Source organism: Serratia sp. CY74737, assembly GCF_052166775.1.
Classification (GTDB): Bacteria; Pseudomonadota; Gammaproteobacteria; order Enterobacterales; family Enterobacteriaceae; genus Serratia; species Serratia ureilytica.
The window spans coordinates 13525-30508 of record NZ_JBJNOF010000001.1 but is presented as its reverse complement, the minus strand read 5'-3'; the positions used below and the strand labels follow the sequence as shown (position 1 = coordinate 30508).

At 60.0% G+C, this 16984-nt stretch carries 18 protein-coding genes; 6 read left to right on the top strand and 12 right to left on the bottom strand.

The window, feature by feature from the left end:
• Positions 1-53 precede the first annotated feature (53 nt).
• Positions 54-1073, bottom strand: a complete 1020-nt coding sequence (gene zipA / locus ACJ8PE_RS00145) for a cell division protein ZipA (protein WP_197761668.1) — start codon at positions 1071-1073, stop codon at positions 54-56.
• A gap of 221 nt (positions 1074-1294) precedes the next feature.
• Between zipA and cysZ the strand changes: the two genes are divergently transcribed.
• From cysZ to crr, 5 genes are all read left to right on the top strand, one after another.
• A complete protein-coding gene (gene cysZ, locus ACJ8PE_RS00140; protein ID WP_047574154.1) occupies positions 1295-2053 on the top strand; it encodes a sulfate transporter CysZ in 759 nt (252 codons plus the stop codon).
• 185 nt (positions 2054-2238) lie between these two features.
• Positions 2239-3207: a cysteine synthase A gene (gene cysK, locus ACJ8PE_RS00135; protein WP_016926786.1), complete on the top strand. Its 969-nt coding sequence runs from the start codon at positions 2239-2241 to the stop codon at positions 3205-3207.
• 399 nt (positions 3208-3606) lie between these two features.
• On the top strand, positions 3607-3864 hold the full coding sequence (gene ptsH / locus ACJ8PE_RS00130; protein ID WP_004936458.1) for a phosphocarrier protein Hpr: 258 nt from the start codon (positions 3607-3609) through the stop codon (positions 3862-3864).
• Between the two features lie 46 nt (positions 3865-3910).
• Positions 3911-5638, top strand: a complete 1728-nt coding sequence (ptsI, locus tag ACJ8PE_RS00125; RefSeq protein ID WP_004936461.1) for a phosphoenolpyruvate-protein phosphotransferase PtsI — start codon at positions 3911-3913, stop codon at positions 5636-5638.
• Positions 5639-5687: 49 nt separating this feature from the next.
• Complete coding sequence (gene crr, locus ACJ8PE_RS00120; RefSeq protein ID WP_004936467.1) at positions 5688-6197, top strand: PTS glucose transporter subunit IIA; 510 nt, start codon at positions 5688-5690, stop codon at positions 6195-6197.
• Positions 6198-6272: 75 nt separating this feature from the next.
• Here the strand turns inward: crr and ACJ8PE_RS00115 are convergent, their stop codons facing one another.
• The 10 genes from ACJ8PE_RS00115 to ACJ8PE_RS00070 form a co-directional block, all read right to left on the bottom strand.
• Positions 6273-7598, bottom strand: a complete 1326-nt coding sequence (locus ACJ8PE_RS00115; RefSeq protein WP_142075853.1) for an ATP-binding protein — start codon at positions 7596-7598, stop codon at positions 6273-6275.
• A 6-nt stretch (positions 7599-7604) separates the two neighbouring features.
• Complete coding sequence (locus ACJ8PE_RS00110) at positions 7605-8285, bottom strand: response regulator transcription factor (protein WP_033652557.1); 681 nt, start codon at positions 8283-8285, stop codon at positions 7605-7607.
• Between the two features lie 249 nt (positions 8286-8534).
• On the bottom strand, positions 8535-9416 hold the full coding sequence (gene cysM / locus ACJ8PE_RS00105; RefSeq protein WP_197761666.1) for a cysteine synthase CysM: 882 nt from the start codon (positions 9414-9416) through the stop codon (positions 8535-8537).
• Positions 9417-9496: 80 nt separating this feature from the next.
• Positions 9497-10585 (bottom strand): sulfate/thiosulfate ABC transporter ATP-binding protein CysA, encoded by a 1089-nt coding sequence (gene cysA, locus ACJ8PE_RS00100; RefSeq protein ID WP_197761665.1) that lies wholly within the window; start codon positions 10583-10585, stop codon positions 9497-9499.
• Positions 10575-11450 carry a sulfate/thiosulfate ABC transporter permease CysW gene (gene cysW, locus ACJ8PE_RS00095; RefSeq protein ID WP_033643966.1) on the bottom strand — a complete coding sequence of 292 codons (876 nt, stop codon included), beginning with the start codon at positions 11448-11450 and terminating at the stop codon, positions 10575-10577. Before cysW ends, cysA begins: the two co-directional genes overlap by 11 nt.
• A complete protein-coding gene (gene cysT / locus ACJ8PE_RS00090) occupies positions 11450-12289 on the bottom strand; it encodes a sulfate/thiosulfate ABC transporter permease CysT (protein WP_164107351.1) in 840 nt (279 codons plus the stop codon). Before cysT ends, cysW begins: the two co-directional genes overlap by 1 nt.
• The gene (locus ACJ8PE_RS00085; RefSeq protein WP_033652562.1) at positions 12290-13312 is read right to left on the bottom strand and encodes a sulfate ABC transporter substrate-binding protein; all 1023 of its coding nucleotides are present in this window, start codon (positions 13310-13312) and stop codon (positions 12290-12292) included. It lies immediately after the preceding gene.
• Between the two features lie 200 nt (positions 13313-13512).
• Positions 13513-14412, bottom strand: a complete 900-nt coding sequence (locus ACJ8PE_RS00080; protein WP_197793767.1) for a Dyp-type peroxidase — start codon at positions 14410-14412, stop codon at positions 13513-13515.
• Between the two features lie 182 nt (positions 14413-14594).
• Entirely contained in the window at positions 14595-15182 is a 588-nt protein-coding gene (locus ACJ8PE_RS00075; protein ID WP_004936494.1) for an RpoE-regulated lipoprotein, read from the bottom strand.
• 157 nt (positions 15183-15339) lie between these two features.
• A complete protein-coding gene (locus ACJ8PE_RS00070; protein ID WP_033652563.1) occupies positions 15340-15804 on the bottom strand; it encodes a DUF2919 domain-containing protein in 465 nt (154 codons plus the stop codon).
• A 174-nt stretch (positions 15805-15978) separates the two neighbouring features.
• Here ACJ8PE_RS00070 and ACJ8PE_RS00065 point away from each other — a divergent pair, with 174 nt between their 5' ends.
• Positions 15979-16377 carry a YgiW/YdeI family stress tolerance OB fold protein gene (locus ACJ8PE_RS00065; protein WP_016926776.1) on the top strand — a complete coding sequence of 133 codons (399 nt, stop codon included), beginning with the start codon at positions 15979-15981 and terminating at the stop codon, positions 16375-16377.
• A gap of 42 nt (positions 16378-16419) precedes the next feature.
• Here ACJ8PE_RS00065 and ACJ8PE_RS00060 read toward each other — a convergent pair whose 3' ends face one another.
• Complete coding sequence (locus ACJ8PE_RS00060) at positions 16420-16845, bottom strand: GNAT family acetyltransferase (protein WP_004936504.1); 426 nt, start codon at positions 16843-16845, stop codon at positions 16420-16422.
• Between the last annotated feature and the right edge of the window lie 139 nt (positions 16846-16984).

Genomic DNA, 16984 nt, shown 5'->3' with positions numbered 1-16984 from the left:
CCGGCTAGCGGGGGCTTTGTTGTTACGGATGTTCAGTGCGCGCGGCAACCCGGTCAGGCGTTGTTTTCCAACACTTCACGGATACGCGCTTTGTAGGTTTCCAGCTTCTGCGGCGTCATCATGCGGCGCTCGTCGTCCAGCACCACACCGCCCACGTCGTCGGCGATACGCTGCGCCGACTGCAGCATCAGCTTGAAGTTCTGATTGGCGTCGCCGTAAGACGGCACCATCATGAACATCGACACGCCCGGCGTGGAGAAGTCGGACATCATGTCAGGATCGAACGACCCCGGCTTGACCATGTTCGCCAGGCTGAACAGCACCGGGCCGCTGCCGGCCGGGCTGATATGGCGGTGGAAGATGCCCATCTCGCCAAACTGGAAGCCCGCCTGCAACACGCTCTGCAGCAGCACTTCGCCGCCGATCACGCCGCCCTGATGGGCCGCGACGTGCAGCACCAGCACGGTCTCTTTCAGTTTAGCCTGAACTGGCGCAGCGGCCGGCTGTTGCGGTGCAGGTTCCGACACAGGCTTCACTTCCGGCGCTTGCTGCACCGGGGCGGGCTCGGCGTGGAATGCCGGTTCCGCCGCCAGCGGCGCCTCATGTTCATGCGGCAGATCGTCAACGCGCGGCTCGCGGCGCGCGGCCGGTTGCGGTTGCTGCGGCTCGGCCGGTTCTTCGTCCGGCGCGTAGTTGTTCAGCAGGATGTCATCGTACTCCGGCCGCTGAGACAGCGGAGGCGGCGTCTGATGAGCAGCCGGCTGAACGGCGCGGGGCGCAGGCGCAGCCGCCGGAGCGGGCTTCGGCGCGGCCACGGGTTCTTCGCGTGCGGCATCGAAATGGCCGAATGACGGCTCGTCTTGCGGGTGAGCGGCGCGTACGCGCACCTCACCGACGCCTTCTTCGAGATCGTCGATCGGAGTTTGTTCACGTTCCTTTTGGGAACGTTTGGCTGGGCGATCGCGGAAGAGCGCTGACCGTTCTTTGCGACTGGTCCACAGACCGTGCAATAACAGCGCTATTATGGCGATCGCGCCAACAACGATTAATATCAGACGCAAATCCTGCATCATTGCTATCTCTGTTGTTCCAATACATTGCCACCGCGGCAAACATTCACTCTTTAACTCTATTTGCCCGCGCACACAAGTGCAAGTCCGTGCTGAACTTTATGCCAATAAAGATGATTATACTGCCTTTTTCTGCTGGTTTTTCAGCCAACCCTACCCTAGCCAGTGGAAAATCATCCCTATATGATAATGATGCCTGTTCAGACAACGAGATAACTTAAGATATGTCCTATACGCAGCCCCCTTCCCGTTCCACCAGCGGCATTCATTATTTCGCCGAAGGCTGGCGCCTGATTTCGCGCCCGGGGATTAAACGCTATGTGGTCCTGCCGTTGCTGGTCAACGTGCTGCTGATGGGCTCCGCTTTCTGGTGGCTGTTCAGCCGCCTCGGCGACTGGATCCCGGCGATGATGAGCCACGTTCCCGATTGGCTGCAATGGTTGAGCTACCTGCTGTGGCCGCTGGCGGTCATTTCGGTGCTGCTGGTGTTCAGCTATCTGTTCAGCACCCTCACCAATCTTATTGCCGCCCCGTTCTGCGGCCTGCTGGCCGAACAGCTCGAAGGCAGCCTGACCGGCAAACCGCTGCCGGACACCGGCCTGCTCGGCATCGCCAAAGACCTGCCGCGCATCATGGCGCGCGAATGGCGCAAGCTGATGTATTACCTGCCGCGCGCGCTGCTGCTGCTGGCGCTGTACTTCGTGCCCGGCATCGGCCAGACGGTGGCGCCGGTGCTGTGGTTCCTGTTCAGCGCCTGGATGCTGGCGATCCAGTATTGCGACTATCCGTTCGACAACCACAAGGTGAGCTTTGCCGATATGCGCCGCGCACTGCGCCAGCACAAAACCGACAATCTGCAGTTCGGCGCGCTGGTCAGCCTCTTCACCATGATCCCCATCCTCAACCTGGTGATCCTGCCGGTCGCCGTCTGCGGCGCCACCGCGATGTGGGTCGATCGTTATCGCACGCAATTCGTCCGATAATCGCCGTTTTTTACCGCCGACAGCGCGGGAATTTTCGACAGGGCGCGCATTTCGCGCCCTTATCATTGTGCTTAAAACTTATTTCCTAATAACATATAGATATACCAATTCTTTACTTCCCTGCCGGTACTGTTAGCGTATGCTTTCGATGTTCCCCACATTTTCATAGAGTTAAAGGACGGGCTATGAGCAAGATATATGAAGACAACTCATTAACAATCGGCCATACGCCGCTGGTTCGTCTGAACCGTATCGGCAACGGACGCATTCTGGCCAAGGTTGAATCACGCAACCCGAGCTTCAGCGTCAAATGCCGCATCGGTGCCAATATGATTTGGGATGCGGAACAACGCGGCGTGCTGACCGCCGGCAAGGAACTGGTGGAGCCAACCAGCGGCAACACCGGCATCGCGCTGGCCTTCGTGGCCGCCGCGCGCGGCTACAAGCTGACGCTGACCATGCCGGAAACCATGAGCATCGAGCGCCGCAAGCTGCTCAAGGCGCTGGGCGCCAATCTGGTGCTGACCGAAGGGGCGAAAGGCATGAAAGGCGCCATCGCCAAAGCGGAAGAGATCGTCGCTACCGATCCGAACCGCTACCTGATCCTGCAGCAGTTCAGCAACCCGGCCAACCCGGCCATCCATGAAAAAACCACCGGTCCGGAAATTTGGGAAGACACTGACGGGGAAGTCGACGTGTTCATCTCCGGCGTCGGCACCGGCGGCACGCTGACCGGCGTCAGCCGCTACATCAAGAACACCAAAGGCAAAGCCATCACCACCGTGGCGGTCGAGCCGACCGACTCGCCGGTCATCAGCCAGGCGCTGGCCGGTGAAGAGCTGAAGCCGGGCCCGCACAAAATTCAGGGCATCGGCGCCGGCTTCATTCCAGGCAACCTCGATCTGGACCTGGTGGATCGCGTCGAAAAAATCTCCAACGACGAAGCCATCAGCATGGCGCGCCGTCTGATGGACGAAGAAGGCATCCTGGCGGGCATCTCCTCCGGCGCAGCGGTCGCGGCGGCGGTAAAACTGGCCGAAGAACCGGCGTTCGCCGACAAGACCATTGTGGTTATCCTGCCCTCTTCCGGCGAACGTTATCTCAGCACCGCGCTGTTTGCCGATCTGTTCACCGAGCAGGAATTGCAGCAGTAATTCCGGCACTGCACAAATAGCTAAAAAAGCACCCCACGGGGTGCTTTTTTGTGGACTGGATCAAACTTTATAGCAGTCCAAGATTGCTTTTGCCCGTCGCCTTTAGTATTTAACGGTGCATTATTTCGATGCGCAAAATTAATCACTCTCCGAGCCCGGTCAAGGCTGAATCGATTTACTCATCTGTCGCCGACGCGGCGAATCGGGCATAATGGGGAGCGGATTGGAACGACGTCAAAAGCCGAGTTTTTTGATCTGAAGTGCCTAACGCGTCGTTTTCTGTTGCATCAACGTTCGCCCCTGTCCATAGTCAGGCGCTATAACCAGACAAGCTAAAGTCAGGCCCCTGGGCTAAACTTTAGCTCCACAACATTAATCCAATAAGTTGGGGAAACATCAATGTTCCAGCAAGAAGTTACTATTACCGCTCCGAATGGTCTGCATACTCGCCCTGCCGCTCAGTTCGTTAAAGAAGCAAAAGGCTTCACGTCTGACATCACCGTAACCTCCAACGGCAAAAGCGCCAGCGCGAAAAGCCTGTTCAAACTGCAAACTCTGGGGCTGACTCAAGGGACCGTAGTGACCATCTCCGCTGAAGGTGAAGACGAGCAGAAAGCCGTTGAGCACTTGGTAAAACTGATGGCAGAGCTTGAGTAATCGGCCCGTCTTTTTAGTTAACACCAGTCAAGAGTAAGGTAGGGTTATGATTTCAGGCATTTTAGTATCACCGGGCATCGCTTTTGGTAAGGCTCTCTTGCTGAAAGAAGACGACATTGTCATCAACCGGAAGAAAATCTCTGCTGATCAAGTAGAGCAGGAAGTCTCGCGTTTTCTGGCCGGCCGCGCGAAAGCGTCCGAACAGCTGGAAGCGATCAAGACCAAAGCTGGCGAAACCTTCGGCGAAGAGAAGGAAGCTATCTTCGAAGGCCACATCATGTTGCTGGAAGACGAAGAGCTTGAGCAGGAAATCATAGCCCTAATCAAAGACGATCTGGCCTCCGCAGATGCCGCCGCCTACACCGTGATCGAAGGCCAGGCGAAAGCGTTGGAAGAACTGGACGACGAATACCTGAAAGAACGCGCCGCCGACGTGCGCGACATCGGCAAACGCCTGCTGCAGAACATTCTGGGCATGCCTATCGTCGATCTGGGCTCCATTCAGGACGAAGTGATCCTGGTGGCCACCGACCTGACCCCGTCCGAGACCGCGCAGCTGAACCTGGACAAAGTGCTGGGCTTCATTACCGATCTCGGCGGCCGCACCTCCCACACCTCTATCATGGCGCGCTCCCTGGAGCTACCGGCAATCGTCGGCACCAGCGACGTGACCAAGCAGGTGAAGAACGACGACTATCTGATTCTGGACGCGGTTAACAACCAGATTTACGTTAACCCGACCGCTGACGTTATCGATCAGCTGAAAGCCGCCCAGAACCAATACATCACCGAGAAAAACGATCTGGCCAAGCTGAAGGACCTGCCGGCGATTACGCTGGACGGCCATCAGGTTGAAGTCTGCGCCAACATCGGCACCGTGCGCGACGTCGCGGGTGCAGAGCGCAACGGCGCGGAAGGCGTCGGCCTGTATCGTACCGAATTCCTGTTCATGGACCGCGACTCGCTGCCAACCGAAGACGAGCAGTTCCAGGCTTATAAAGCCGTGGCGGAAGCCATGGGCTCGCAGGCCGTGATCGTCCGCACCATGGACATCGGCGGCGACAAAGACCTGCCGTACATGAACCTGCCGAAGGAAGAGAACCCGTTCCTCGGCTGGCGCGCCATCCGCATCGCGATGGACCGCCGTGAAATCCTGCACGCCCAGCTGCGCGCCATCCTGCGCGCCTCGGCGTTCGGCAAACTGCGCATCATGTTCCCGATGATCATCTCTGTGGAAGAAGTGCGCGATCTGAAAGGCGAAATCGAGACGCTGAAGGCGCAGCTGCGCGAAGAAGGCAAGGCGTTTGACGAGAGCATCGAAGTGGGCGTGATGGTGGAAACACCGGCTGCGGCGGTCATCGCTCACCACCTGGCGAAAGAAGTCGACTTCTTTAGTATTGGGACAAACGATCTAACCCAGTATACTCTGGCGGTAGATCGCGGCAACGAGCTGATTTCTCATCTCTATAACCCGATGTCCCCATCAGTGCTTGGCCTGATCAAACAGGTTATTGATGCATCTCACGCGGAAGGCAAGTGGACCGGCATGTGCGGCGAACTGGCTGGCGATGAGCGTGCTACACTGTTGTTATTGGGCATGGGGCTGGATGAGTTCAGCATGAGTGCGATTTCAATCCCGCGCATCAAGAAAATTATTCGCAACACGAATTTCGAAGATGTGAAGGCGTTGGCAGCGCAAGCCTTGGCACAGCCAACGGCACAAGACCTGATGAATTGCGTCAATAAATTCATCGAAGAAAAAACGCTCTGCTAAACTTCCACGACACTGGAACGCCGCCCAATTTAATGCTTAGGAGAAGATCATGGGTTTGTTCGATAAACTGAAATCTCTGGTTTCTGATGACAAGAAAGACACGGGCACTATCGAGATCGTCGCTCCCCTTTCTGGCGAAATCGTCAATATCGAAGATGTGCCGGACGTAGTGTTCGCTGAAAAAATCGTTGGCGACGGTATCGCCATCAAACCGGCCGGCAACAAAATGGTTGCTCCGGTTGACGGCACCATCGGTAAGATTTTCGAAACCAACCATGCATTCTCTATCGAATCCGACAGCGGCATTGAGCTGTTCGTCCACTTCGGCATCGATACCGTAGAACTGAAAGGCGAAGGCTTCAAACGCATCGCCGAAGAAGGTCAGCGCGTCAAGAAAGGTGACGTCGTTATCGAGTTCAACCTGCCACTGCTGGAAGAGAAAGCCAAGTCTACCCTGACGCCGGTCGTTATCTCCAACATGGACGAGATCAAAGAGCTGATCAAACTGTCCGGCAGCGTGACCGTTGGCGAAACCCCGATCATCCGCATCAAGAAGTAATCGCGAATGAGCAAGATAAACGGCGCCCTCGGCGCCGTTTTTTTATCCCCTTCGTCGTATCCCAATCTCGCTACGTTATGACGACCAGCGCGGGATACGCAGGGTAATGACCAGCCCCCCTTTATCGCCGTTGCGCGCCTCAACCTGGCCGCCGTGCGCCAATACCACCTTGCGGGTAATCGCCAGCCCCAGGCCGTAGCCCTTGCCCGACTGCGCCGACTTCACGCGCACGAACGGATCGAAGATGCTCGACAGTTTCGACTCCTCCACGCCCGGCCCCTGATCGCTGACGGCGAGCTGGAACTGGTTGTCGATGCGCGACAGCGCTACCGTCACCCGCTGGCCCTGGCTGGAAAAGCGCAGCGCATTGCGCACGATGTTGTCCACCGCGCGCCGCATCAGCTCCGCATTGCCCTTGACGGTATACTCCACGTCCGACTCGGCCTGCAGCACGATCTCCACGCCGGGCACCTGCGCCTCGTAGCGCGCATCGCTCACCACCGCATCCACCAGGCCGTACAGATCGAAGTACTCCTCGTCCGGCAGGCTGCTGTGTTCGGTGCGCGACAGCGCCAGTAGCTCGCCGATCATTTTATCCAGCCGCCCCGACTCATGTTCGATGCGCTTGAGCGAGGTTTCGACGTTGCCGGCATTCTGCCGCGCCAGGCCGATCGCCAACTGCAGGCGCGCCAGCGGCGAACGCAGTTCGTGCGAGACATCGTGCAACAGCTGCTCGCGGGCGCTGACCAGCAGCTCCAAGCGTTCGGCCATGGTGTCAAAATCGCGCGCCACGTCGGACAGCTCGTCATGACGGCGCCGCATTTTCGGGAACAGCCGCACCGACAGATCGCCCTGCGCCACCCGATCCAGGCCGCCGCGCAGCTGACGCATCGGCCGGGTCAGGTTCCAGGCCAGCACGGCGCTGAACAGCAAACCGCCCAGTCCGCCGACCCACAACATCGGCGCAGGAATGTTGAAGAAATGGGAACGCCGCTCCGGCCGATACTCTTCCCGCAGCCCGCGCACGTTATAACTCAGCCAGTATCCCTGCCCTTCCCCGGTCTGCACCCAGGCGGAAATCGCTTTCGGCATCCGCCGCCCTTCAAACAGCGGTTCTTCCGGCGCGGGCGGCGGCGGTTGGGTCATCGGCGTTACCGACAGCAGACGCCTGTCGTCCTCGGGCCAGTCGCGCATCAGCGCTTCCAGCGCCGGCATGCCGCCGCTGCGCAATTGGGTGGCGGCGGAGGTCAGCTGCAGGCCGATCGCCCGCCGCGCCATGGCGTTCTCCGGCGGCACATAGCGATCGCCATAAAGAGAAAACGCCACCCACAGGGCCTGCGTCATGATGAGAAAGGTCAGCCAAAAGCCGAGCAAAATTTTCCAGAACAGTCTTCCGCGCATGTCAGGTTACCGGATGCGATAGCCGATGCTGCGCACCGTTTCGATGCTCAGCGTATTGCCGGCCAACGCGCTCAGCTTCTGGCGGATATTGCTGATATGCACATCCACGCTGCGGTCATAGGCTTCACGCGGGCGCCCCAGCCCCTTCTCGGACAATTCGTCCTTCGACACCACGCGGTCCGGCGCGCGCAGCAACAGCTCCAACAGATTGAATTCCGAAGCGGTCAGATCGAACGCCTTGCCGCGCCATTCGCTGCTGCGGGTTGAAGGGTTTAACGTCAGCTCGCCAACGCTGATGGCGGCCTCGTCGTCCGCTTCTTGCGGCCGTTCTTCGAAACGGCGCAGCACCGCGCGCAAACGCGCCACCAATTCGCGCGGATAGCAGGGTTTGGGCATGTAATCGTCAGCGCCCATCTCCAGACCAATCACCCGATCGATGTTGTCACCTTTGGCGGTCAGCATGATGATCGGCAGCCGGCTCTTTTTGCGCACGTCGCGCAGCACGTCGATGCCGCTCATATCCGGCAGCATGATGTCGAGGATCATCGCGGTATAGTCGCCCGACAGCGCGCCCTCTACCCCCGCCTTGCCGGTCAGCACCAGCGTGGCGTCGAAACCTTCGCCCGTCAGGTATTCGCTCAGCATGGTGCCAAGCTCCAGGTCATCGTCGACCAGTAAAATTTTCATGCCTTGCTCCTTCACCGATTTTCGTTATTTTCCCGCCAATTTCGCCGGTCCGCAGCCGGTTTTACTCAATCCTTACACATCGCTCTTGGCGTCTCGCCACCGTTATTGTGGTCGCTGCCGCGCGATTTCTCTACTTCAGTCATGGTATTGGCGCACGAGCAAGCGGCAGCCGCCGCAAGCGGGGCTGCCATCTGTCGAAAGGAAAGGGGAAAGGTTTTCCCGACGGAACACACCGCCGGGAGGGCGCGCTCAGCCGAACACGCCGGTAGAGAGGTAGCGGTCGCCACGATCGCAGACGATCGCCACCACCACGCTGCCAGGGTGGGCCGCCGCGATGCGCAAGGCGCCGACCACCGCGCCGCCGGAGCTGACGCCGCAGAAGATGCCTTCACGCTGCGCCAACTGGCGCATGGTCTGCTCGGCATCGCCCTGTTCGATATCCAGAACCTGATCCACCAGCTCCGGGCGGAAAATACCCGGCAGGTAAGCGGGCGCCCAGCGGCGAATGCCGGGGATGCTGCTGCCCTCCGCCGGCTGCAGGCCGATGATCTGCACCTGCGGATTCTGGCTCTTCAGGTAACCGCCCACGCCGGTAATGGTGCCGGTGGTGCCCATGCTGGAAACGAAATGCGTGATGCGCCCTTCGGTTTGGCGCCAAATCTCCGGGCCGGTGGTGGTGAAATGGGCGTAGGGATTGTCCAGGTTGTTGAACTGATCCAGCACCTTGCCCTGCCCCTGACGCTGCATCTCCAGCGCCAGATCGCGCGCCCCTTCCATGCCCTGCTCACGGCTGACCAGGATCAGCTCGGCGCCGTAGGCGCGCATCGCCGCCTGCCGCTCCAGGCTCATGTTCTCCGGCATCAGCAGCTTCAGCGTATAGCCTTTCAATGCAGCGATCATCGCCAGCGCAATGCCGGTGTTGCCGCTGGTGGCCTCAATCAGCACGTCGCCGGGCCCGATCTCACCGCGCAGCTCCGCCTGCTGGATCATCGCCAACGCGGCGCGATCCTTCACCGATCCCGCCGGATTGTTGCCTTCCAGTTTGACCCATACCTCGCTGCCCGCCTGGGCGGCCAGCCGTTGCAGTTTTACCAGCGGGGTATTCCCGATGCATTGTTCGAGCGTTGTCACGATCTTTGCCTGTGTGTTGGTGTGCGTAAAGTAAAAAGGCAACCCTGGGGTTGCCTTGAATAAAGGGCTGCTAAAACCTATCAGGCGCTTTTGGCTAACGCAACAGGTTGCAGCAGTTGATCGCCAGCATACAGCCGCGCATTGAGGCTGCCGACGTAATAACGGCCGCCGCGCACCGGCGTGGCGTTGCCTTCCGGCAGCACCACGCTGATCGGTTCCTGGTGCCAGCCGATCGGCTGCACCGTCAGCTGCCAGAAATGGCCGCGCGGACTGACTTCCAGCACCTGAACCGGCAGCGGGCAACGTTCGCTGCTTTCGGTCGCCACTTCCATTTCCCACGGGCGCAGGAACAGATCGACGCTGCCCTGGTGCATCGGCTGGAACGACAACGGCCACTGATGCGCGCCGACGAACAGCTGGGAGCCGCGAATTTCGCCGTTCAGGCGGTTCACTTCCCCCATGAATTCCAGCACAAAGCGGCTCGCCGGTTCGCGCATGATGTCGACCGGCGACCCGACCTGTTCGATATTGCCCTGGCTCATCACCACGATGCGGTCGGCCACTTCCATCGCCTCTTCCTGATCGTGGGTGACGAACACGCTGGTGAATTTCAGCTCTTCATGCAGCTGACGCAGCCAGCGGCGCAGCTCTTTGCGCACCTGCGCATCCAGCGCGCCGAACGGTTCATCCAGCAGCAGAATCTGCGGTTCCACCGCCAGGGCGCGCGCCAGCGCCACGCGCTGTTTCTGGCCGCCGGACAGCTGTGACGGATAGCGGGTAGCCAGGTGGCCCAGCTGCACCATGTCCAGCAGCTGAGTGACTTTCTGTTTGATCGCCGCGGCGTTCGGGCGCTCGCGGCGCGGCAGCACGGTCAGGCCGAAGGCGATGTTATCGAACACCGTCATGTGGCGGAACAGCGCATAATGCTGAAATACGAAGCCCACGCGCCTGTCGCGCGCGTGCATGTGGCTGACGTCGGTGCCGTGGAAGCCCAGCTTGCCGCCGCTCTGGCTTTCCAGCCCGGCAATGATGCGCAGCAGCGTGGTCTTGCCGGAACCGGACGGCCCGAGCAGCGCCACCATTTCGCCGGAAGCAATATCGAGCGAGATATCGTTCAATACCTTGGTGCGACCGAAGGACTTGTTGATGCCGTTAATCTCAATGCTCATGATTTTCCTCCCGCTCAAGACGCGCGTTTTGACGTTCCAGACGCCACTGCAGCGCGCTCTTCAAAAATAGGGTAACGATCGCCATCAGGGTCAACAGGGCGGCAGCGGTAAAGGCCCCGACGGTGTTGTAATCCTGCTGCAACAGCTCGACCTGCAGCGGCAGGCTGTAGGTTTCGCCGCGAATCGAACCGGACACCACCGACACCGCGCCGAACTCGCCGATGGCGCGCGCGTTGGTCAGCACCACGCCGTACAGCAGCGCCCAGCGAATGTTGGGCAGCGTCACGCGGCGGAACATTTGCCAGCCGGACGCCCCCAGCAGAATGGCGGCCTCATCTTCCTGGCTGCCCTGGCTGAGCATCATCGGCACCAGCTCGCGCACCACGAAGGGACAGGTGACGAAAATGGTCACCAGCACCATGCCCGGCCAGGAGAACATCACCTGAATGTTATGCGCATCCAGCCAGCCGCCCAGCAGGCCGTTGCTGCCGTAAAACAGCAAATAAATCAGCCCCGCCACCACCGGTGAAACGGCGAACGGGATATCGATCAGCGTCAGCAGCAGCTGGCGACCGGGGAAGGTAAAACGCGTCACCAGCCACGCCAGCAACGTGCCGAACACCAGGTTGAACGGCACGGTGATCAGCGCGATCAGAACCGTCAGCCAAATGGCGTGCAGCATGTCCGGATCGAGCAAATTGCTCCACATCGCGCCGAATCCTTTTGAGAAGGCCTCGGCGAAAATCGATATCATCGGCACCACCAGCAGCAGCGCCGAAAACAGCGTGCCGATGGCGATCAGCGTCCACTTGCCCCAGTTAACGCGCGGGCGCTCGGCGCCGTTGAAGGCGGAAATATCAGCCATCAGTGCCCTCCTCCCAAACGTCTGCCGAAGCGGCTTTGCAATACGTTAATGCTGAACAGCAGCAGCAGCGACGCCGCCAGGATCACCGAGGCGATGGCGCTGGCCGCCGGGTAATCGAACTCCTGCAAACGCACAAAAATCATCAGCGAGGTCACTTCCGTCTTCCAGGCGATGTTGCCGGCGATGAAAATCACCGCCCCGAACTCACCCAGACTGCGGGTAAAGGAAATGGCGGTGCCGGCCAGCAGCGCCGGCGCCACTTCAGGCAGCACGACGCGGCGAAAACTCTGCCAGCGCGTGGCGCCCAGCGTCTCGGCCGCCTCTTCGTACTCCGGCCCTAGCTCTTCCAGCACCGGCTGCACGGTACGCACCACAAACGGCAGGCTGGTGAACGCCATCGCCACCGCGATCCCAAGCCAGGTGAAGGTGACCTTGATGTCGAAGTGCGCCAGCCACTGCCCGTACCAGCCCGTGGTGGAAAACAGACCGGCCAGCGTCAGGCCGGCTACCGCCGTCGGCAGCGCGAACGGCAGGTCGATCAGGCCATCCAGCAGCGCACGGCCGGGAAAGCGGTAGCGCGTCAGGATCCAGGCCATCAGCATGCCGAACACCGCATTGAACAGGCTGGCGACAGCGGCCGCCAGCAGCGTCACTTTATACGCCGCCACCACCTGCGGGTTGGAAATCACCTCCCAATATTGCGCCAGGCTCATCTGCGCCAGCTGCATCACCAGCGCACTGAGCGGCAGCAGCAGAATCAAACAGGTATAGAACAGGCTGCTGCCGAGGCTGAGGCCAAATCCGGGCAGCACCCGCTTACTGGACGACAACGCCAACATTTACTTGCGCCCTGCCGCTAACAGCTGATCCAGCTCGCCGCCGGTGGCGAAGTGGGTTTTCATCACCTGCGGCCAGCCGCCGAATTGATCTTCCACGCGGAACAGTTGGGTGTCCGGGAATTGCCCCTTGGCCGCCGCCATCGCTTTCTGGTCATACACGCGGTAGTAGAAACTGGTGATCACCTGCTGCGCCGCCGGGCTGTAGAGATAGTTCAGATAGGCTTTGGCCGCCTGTTCGGTGCCGTTGCGCGCGACGTTTTTGTCGACCCAGGCCACCGGGAACTCCGCCAGAATATCGACCGGCGGCACGATCACTTCGTACTTGTCTTCACCGTATTGCTTGCGGATGTTGTTCACTTCGGACTCGAAGCTGATCAGCACGTCGCCCAAACCGCGCTCGACGAAGGTGGTGGTCGCGCCGCGGCCGCCGGTATCGAACACCAACACGTTTTTCAGGAAACGGGTCATGAAGGCGCGGGTCTTGGCCGCATCGTTGCCGTCGGCCTGGCTGGCGGCGCCCCAGGCGGCCAGATAGGTGTAACGGCCGTTGCCGGAGGTTTTCGGGTTCGGGAACACCAGCTTCACGTCGTCACGCACCAGATCGTTCCAGGTGTGGATGCCCTTCGGGTTGTCCTTGCGCACCAGAAACGCCATGGTGGAATAGAACGGCGAGCTGTTGTTCGGCAGACGCGACTGCCAGTCCGCCGGGATCAGTTGCCCGCGATCGTGCAGGATCTGCACGTCGGTGACCTGGTTGTAGGTCACCACGTCGGCGCGCAGGCCCTGCAGGATCGCCAACGCCTGCTTCGACGAGCCGGCGTGCGATTGTTTGATGGTCAGCTTGTCATTCGGATGCTGCTGATTCCACTGCTGTTCAAAGCCGGGATTCAGCGCGACGAACAATTCACGGGAAACGTCATAAGAGCTGTTCAGCAATTCCGCCGCCGACGCGGCGCCGCTCGCCAACAGCGCAGCCGCCAGCCAACCTTTCAGCACGAGATTTTTAACCCGGTTTTGTTTCATTCTGCACCTTATCACTGAGTCATTCCTTCAGGCTTTCGCCTTATTGACGACCAGTGTATTTATAACTCGGTGCGGAGCTGTAACGCTTTTATATACCGTTTAGTGATTTACAAGCATCAAACGCTATAAGGCAGGAAATGCGAGGCGTTTTGGGGCGGGAAAACAGACCGAAGCCGGACGCGCCGGCTTCGGCAACGGCGTCAAAGTGACAGCAGGCGCGTCAGCGATGGCGCAAAGTAGTAGCTGCCGGTGACCGCACGGCTGAAACGCAGCATCGCGTCGCGTTTGCCGTCCAGATCGCCGAACATGCTCAGCAGTTGCTGCTCGATATTGTGCAGGCGCGCGCAATAGGCGATGAAGAACAGGCCGTGCTTGCCGCTGGCGGTGCCGTAAGGCAGGCTCTGGCGCAGAATTTTCAGGCCGTTGCCGTTCTCTTTCAGATCGACGCGGCTGACGTGGGAGGTATCCGGGCGCCGATCCGCCGGCAGCTCTTCGCTGTCGTGCTTGGTGCGGCCGATGATCTGCTCCTGTTGCTCGGTGGTAAAGCGCTGCCACTGGCGCAGGTTGTGCTCGTAGCGTTGCACCAGCACGTAGCTGCCGCCAGCGTCCTCTTCACCTTCGGCGATCGTCGCCACTGCCGGGCGTTGGTCGCCCTGCGGGTTTTCGGTGCCGTCGATGAAGCCGCTCAGATCGCGCTCTTCCACCCAGCGGAAACCGTGGGTTTCTTCCTCAATCTTGATGACGTTGCCGAACGCCGCCAGCGCGGCCTGCGCCAGCGTGAAGTTGACGTCGTGGCGCAGCGACTGGATGTGGATCAGCATATCGCGCTGGGTGGCCGGCGCCAGCCCTTTGCCGAGCGGCGTGAACGGCTTCAACTCTTTCGCGCCCTGGCCGCTGGAGAGATCGTGCCAGACGTCGTAGCCGAAAGCGATCACCGCGCCAAGGCGCGCATCGGGGAACTGCTGCTGCAGCTCGCTCAGCGTCTGACAAAACTGTTTGCAGCCCTGGCGCAAATCGGCGAATTCGCCCTGTACGCTGGCTTCCATAAAAATGGCGAAACGGCAGTGCTCCAGCAGAATGCCGCTCTGAACCTGTGTCATGTTGTTATCCTCAATACCAGAATCCGGCAACAGGTAAGGTATGGCGGTTGACGCGCGGGGTCCCTGTTACAAACGCGCGCTATCATACCGCAAGCACAGGCGATTGCCTTGCAGCAGCGCAAAGAAAATAGGGGTAATGATTTGGACAAGCAGGCGCCGGGAACCGGCGCCCGTTGAACGCGTTACTGCTGCGGCTTGGCGTGCCAAATGATTTTGCTGACCGTCCAGCTTTTCAGGGTGTCGTCCGGCGGGATGATATCCTGCGCTCCGGCCCACTTGCCGCTGAAGATGTAGGTGACGTATTTGCTCTGCTCCGCCACGCACTCCACTTTACCGGCGTCTTCGCCGCTGCCCGGCTTACAGGAGCCAAACGCCTTGCTGTACATGTCGCCGAACGGCGTGCCGAGCTTGTTGCCCCACTCCGTCGCCACTTTCGGATCCAGCACGTCCACCCGCTGCAGGCGCCCTTTCGGTTCGCCGGTGATCACCAGCTTCACCTCGTCGCCGGACAGCGCCTGATAATAAGAGACGATCTGGCCGTTGTTGGTCGCCATGCCGCCGCGCAGGCGGTAGTTGCCGTCCAGCCCGTCGTTGATGGCGCTTTCCGACATCGGCGTGCCGGCGTTGAGCTTGCCGACGCCCTTGGCGCCGACTTCCAGGCTGCTGCCGAACCAGTTGAACGGCGACAGGCTGGACCAGGAGAAATTGGACATGCTCGAACAGCCGGTCAGTAACAGCGGAAGCCCTAACAACAGGGGGCGAATATTCATCTCTAGCTCCTTAGACATCAATGGCACGGGGCGGGTCACCCGCTCCTGCCGCATTCGGCGTTTTGCTGCGGGCCAGCCTCTCACAACGGCCCGCACTACGCCAACGGTTGCCAGCTTGGAGTGCGGAAAATGCGAAAAGTGCCGCACTTCTCGGCAATTAGTCGGCGCGCTCCGCCGGCGCGAAACAGGCTTTCAGACGCGCATTCAGCAGCAGATAGCTCAGCGCCAGCGCGTCGAGCAGCGCCAACGTCAGCTCCAGCCCCGGCGCATCGCCGTCCTGGCGCCACAGGCTGAACAGCGAGCCGCCGAACGACGCCAGCAGCGAGACAGCCAGCCCCCAGCGCCAACCGCGCCACAGCCGCGGCCATTGATGGCGACGGCCGCTCAGCAAAAACGCCAGCGCCGCCGGCAGACCGAGCAGCATGCCGTACCAAAAGCGTTGGGTATCCGGATAAAACAACGCCAACAAGCTTTCGCCCTGCTCGCGCGAAGCGCCAGCCATCACGAACAACAGCCAGGTGCGCGCCTGCAAAATCAGCACGGCCCAAAATCCCAGCGGCAGCCGCAGCGCGCCGTGCTGATCGTAATCGTCCGGGGAAAACCGGGGTGAGAATGGCTTCAACGCTCGTTCCTTGCCAACAGAATAAAGACTATGGCTACAGATGGGCGCCGGCGATGGGAATTTCAATGCGTCGGCTTAAGAAGCTCTTAAGATCGGTGTGTTTTAATCCTTATCACTTAGCAAGCACCCGATATCAGCGGGATGTGATTTTCGATAACGATAAGGAAGCGCAACATGAAAAAACTGACTCTGGCCGCTCTGATCGCGCTGTGCAGCGCACCGGTACTGGCGCAACAAGGCGGGTTCCTCGATCCGGCCGCGCCGCAGGCTCAAACGCAAACCACCGCACAAGGTGGTTTCTCCGGCCCCAGCGCGGCGCTGACCACCGTGGACAAGGTGAAATCGCTGAGCGACGACACCTGGGTGATGCTGCAAGGCAACATCGAGCAGCGCATCGGCGACGATACCTACACCTTCCGCGACGCCACCGGCACGCTGACGGTCGAGATCGATCGCAAGCGCTGGAACGGCCAAACCGTCACGCCGAAAGACAAAGTGCAGTTGGAAGGCAAAGTGGATAAAGACTGGAGCAGCGTCGAAGTGGACGTGAAAACCGTCAAAAAGCTGCCGTAATGCGTTGCGGCGGGCGGGGCAACGCCGCCGCCCGCCGCTCGATCAATATTCCTGATCTTCGATCAGCCGCTTGCCCAGGCTGGTGATGCCCTGGATCTCGTAGCCGAGCTTCTCGTACATCTCGACCACCGTGTCGTTGTCTTCGCGCACCATAATCTGGATCTTCGGGCAGCCGCGAGCGATCAGCTTCTTCTCCAGACGATTGATCAACGCATTGGCGATGCCGCGCCCACGATAGTCGGGATGCACCCCGAGGTAATACGCCGAGCCGCGGTGGCCGTCATAGCCGCCCATCACCGAACCGACCACTTCGCCGCCGACTTCCGCCACCAGGAACAGCTCAGGATCGTGGTTCAGCTTGCGCTCGATGTCCATTTCCGGATCGTTCCAGGGCCGCAGCAGATCGCAGCGCTCCCACAGGGTAATGACTTCTTCAAAGTCGTCTTGTCGAAATACGCGAATTTCCATCGATGTTGGCCGCTGTTAATTAAGGTGTTTATCTGATTATCGCGTGATTATTCACTTACGCAATATCAAACTGCGATTTACCGCGCTATTTGCCCCGAAATCGCCGGTAACAGGCGTAATAAATGGAAATAGTTATCGG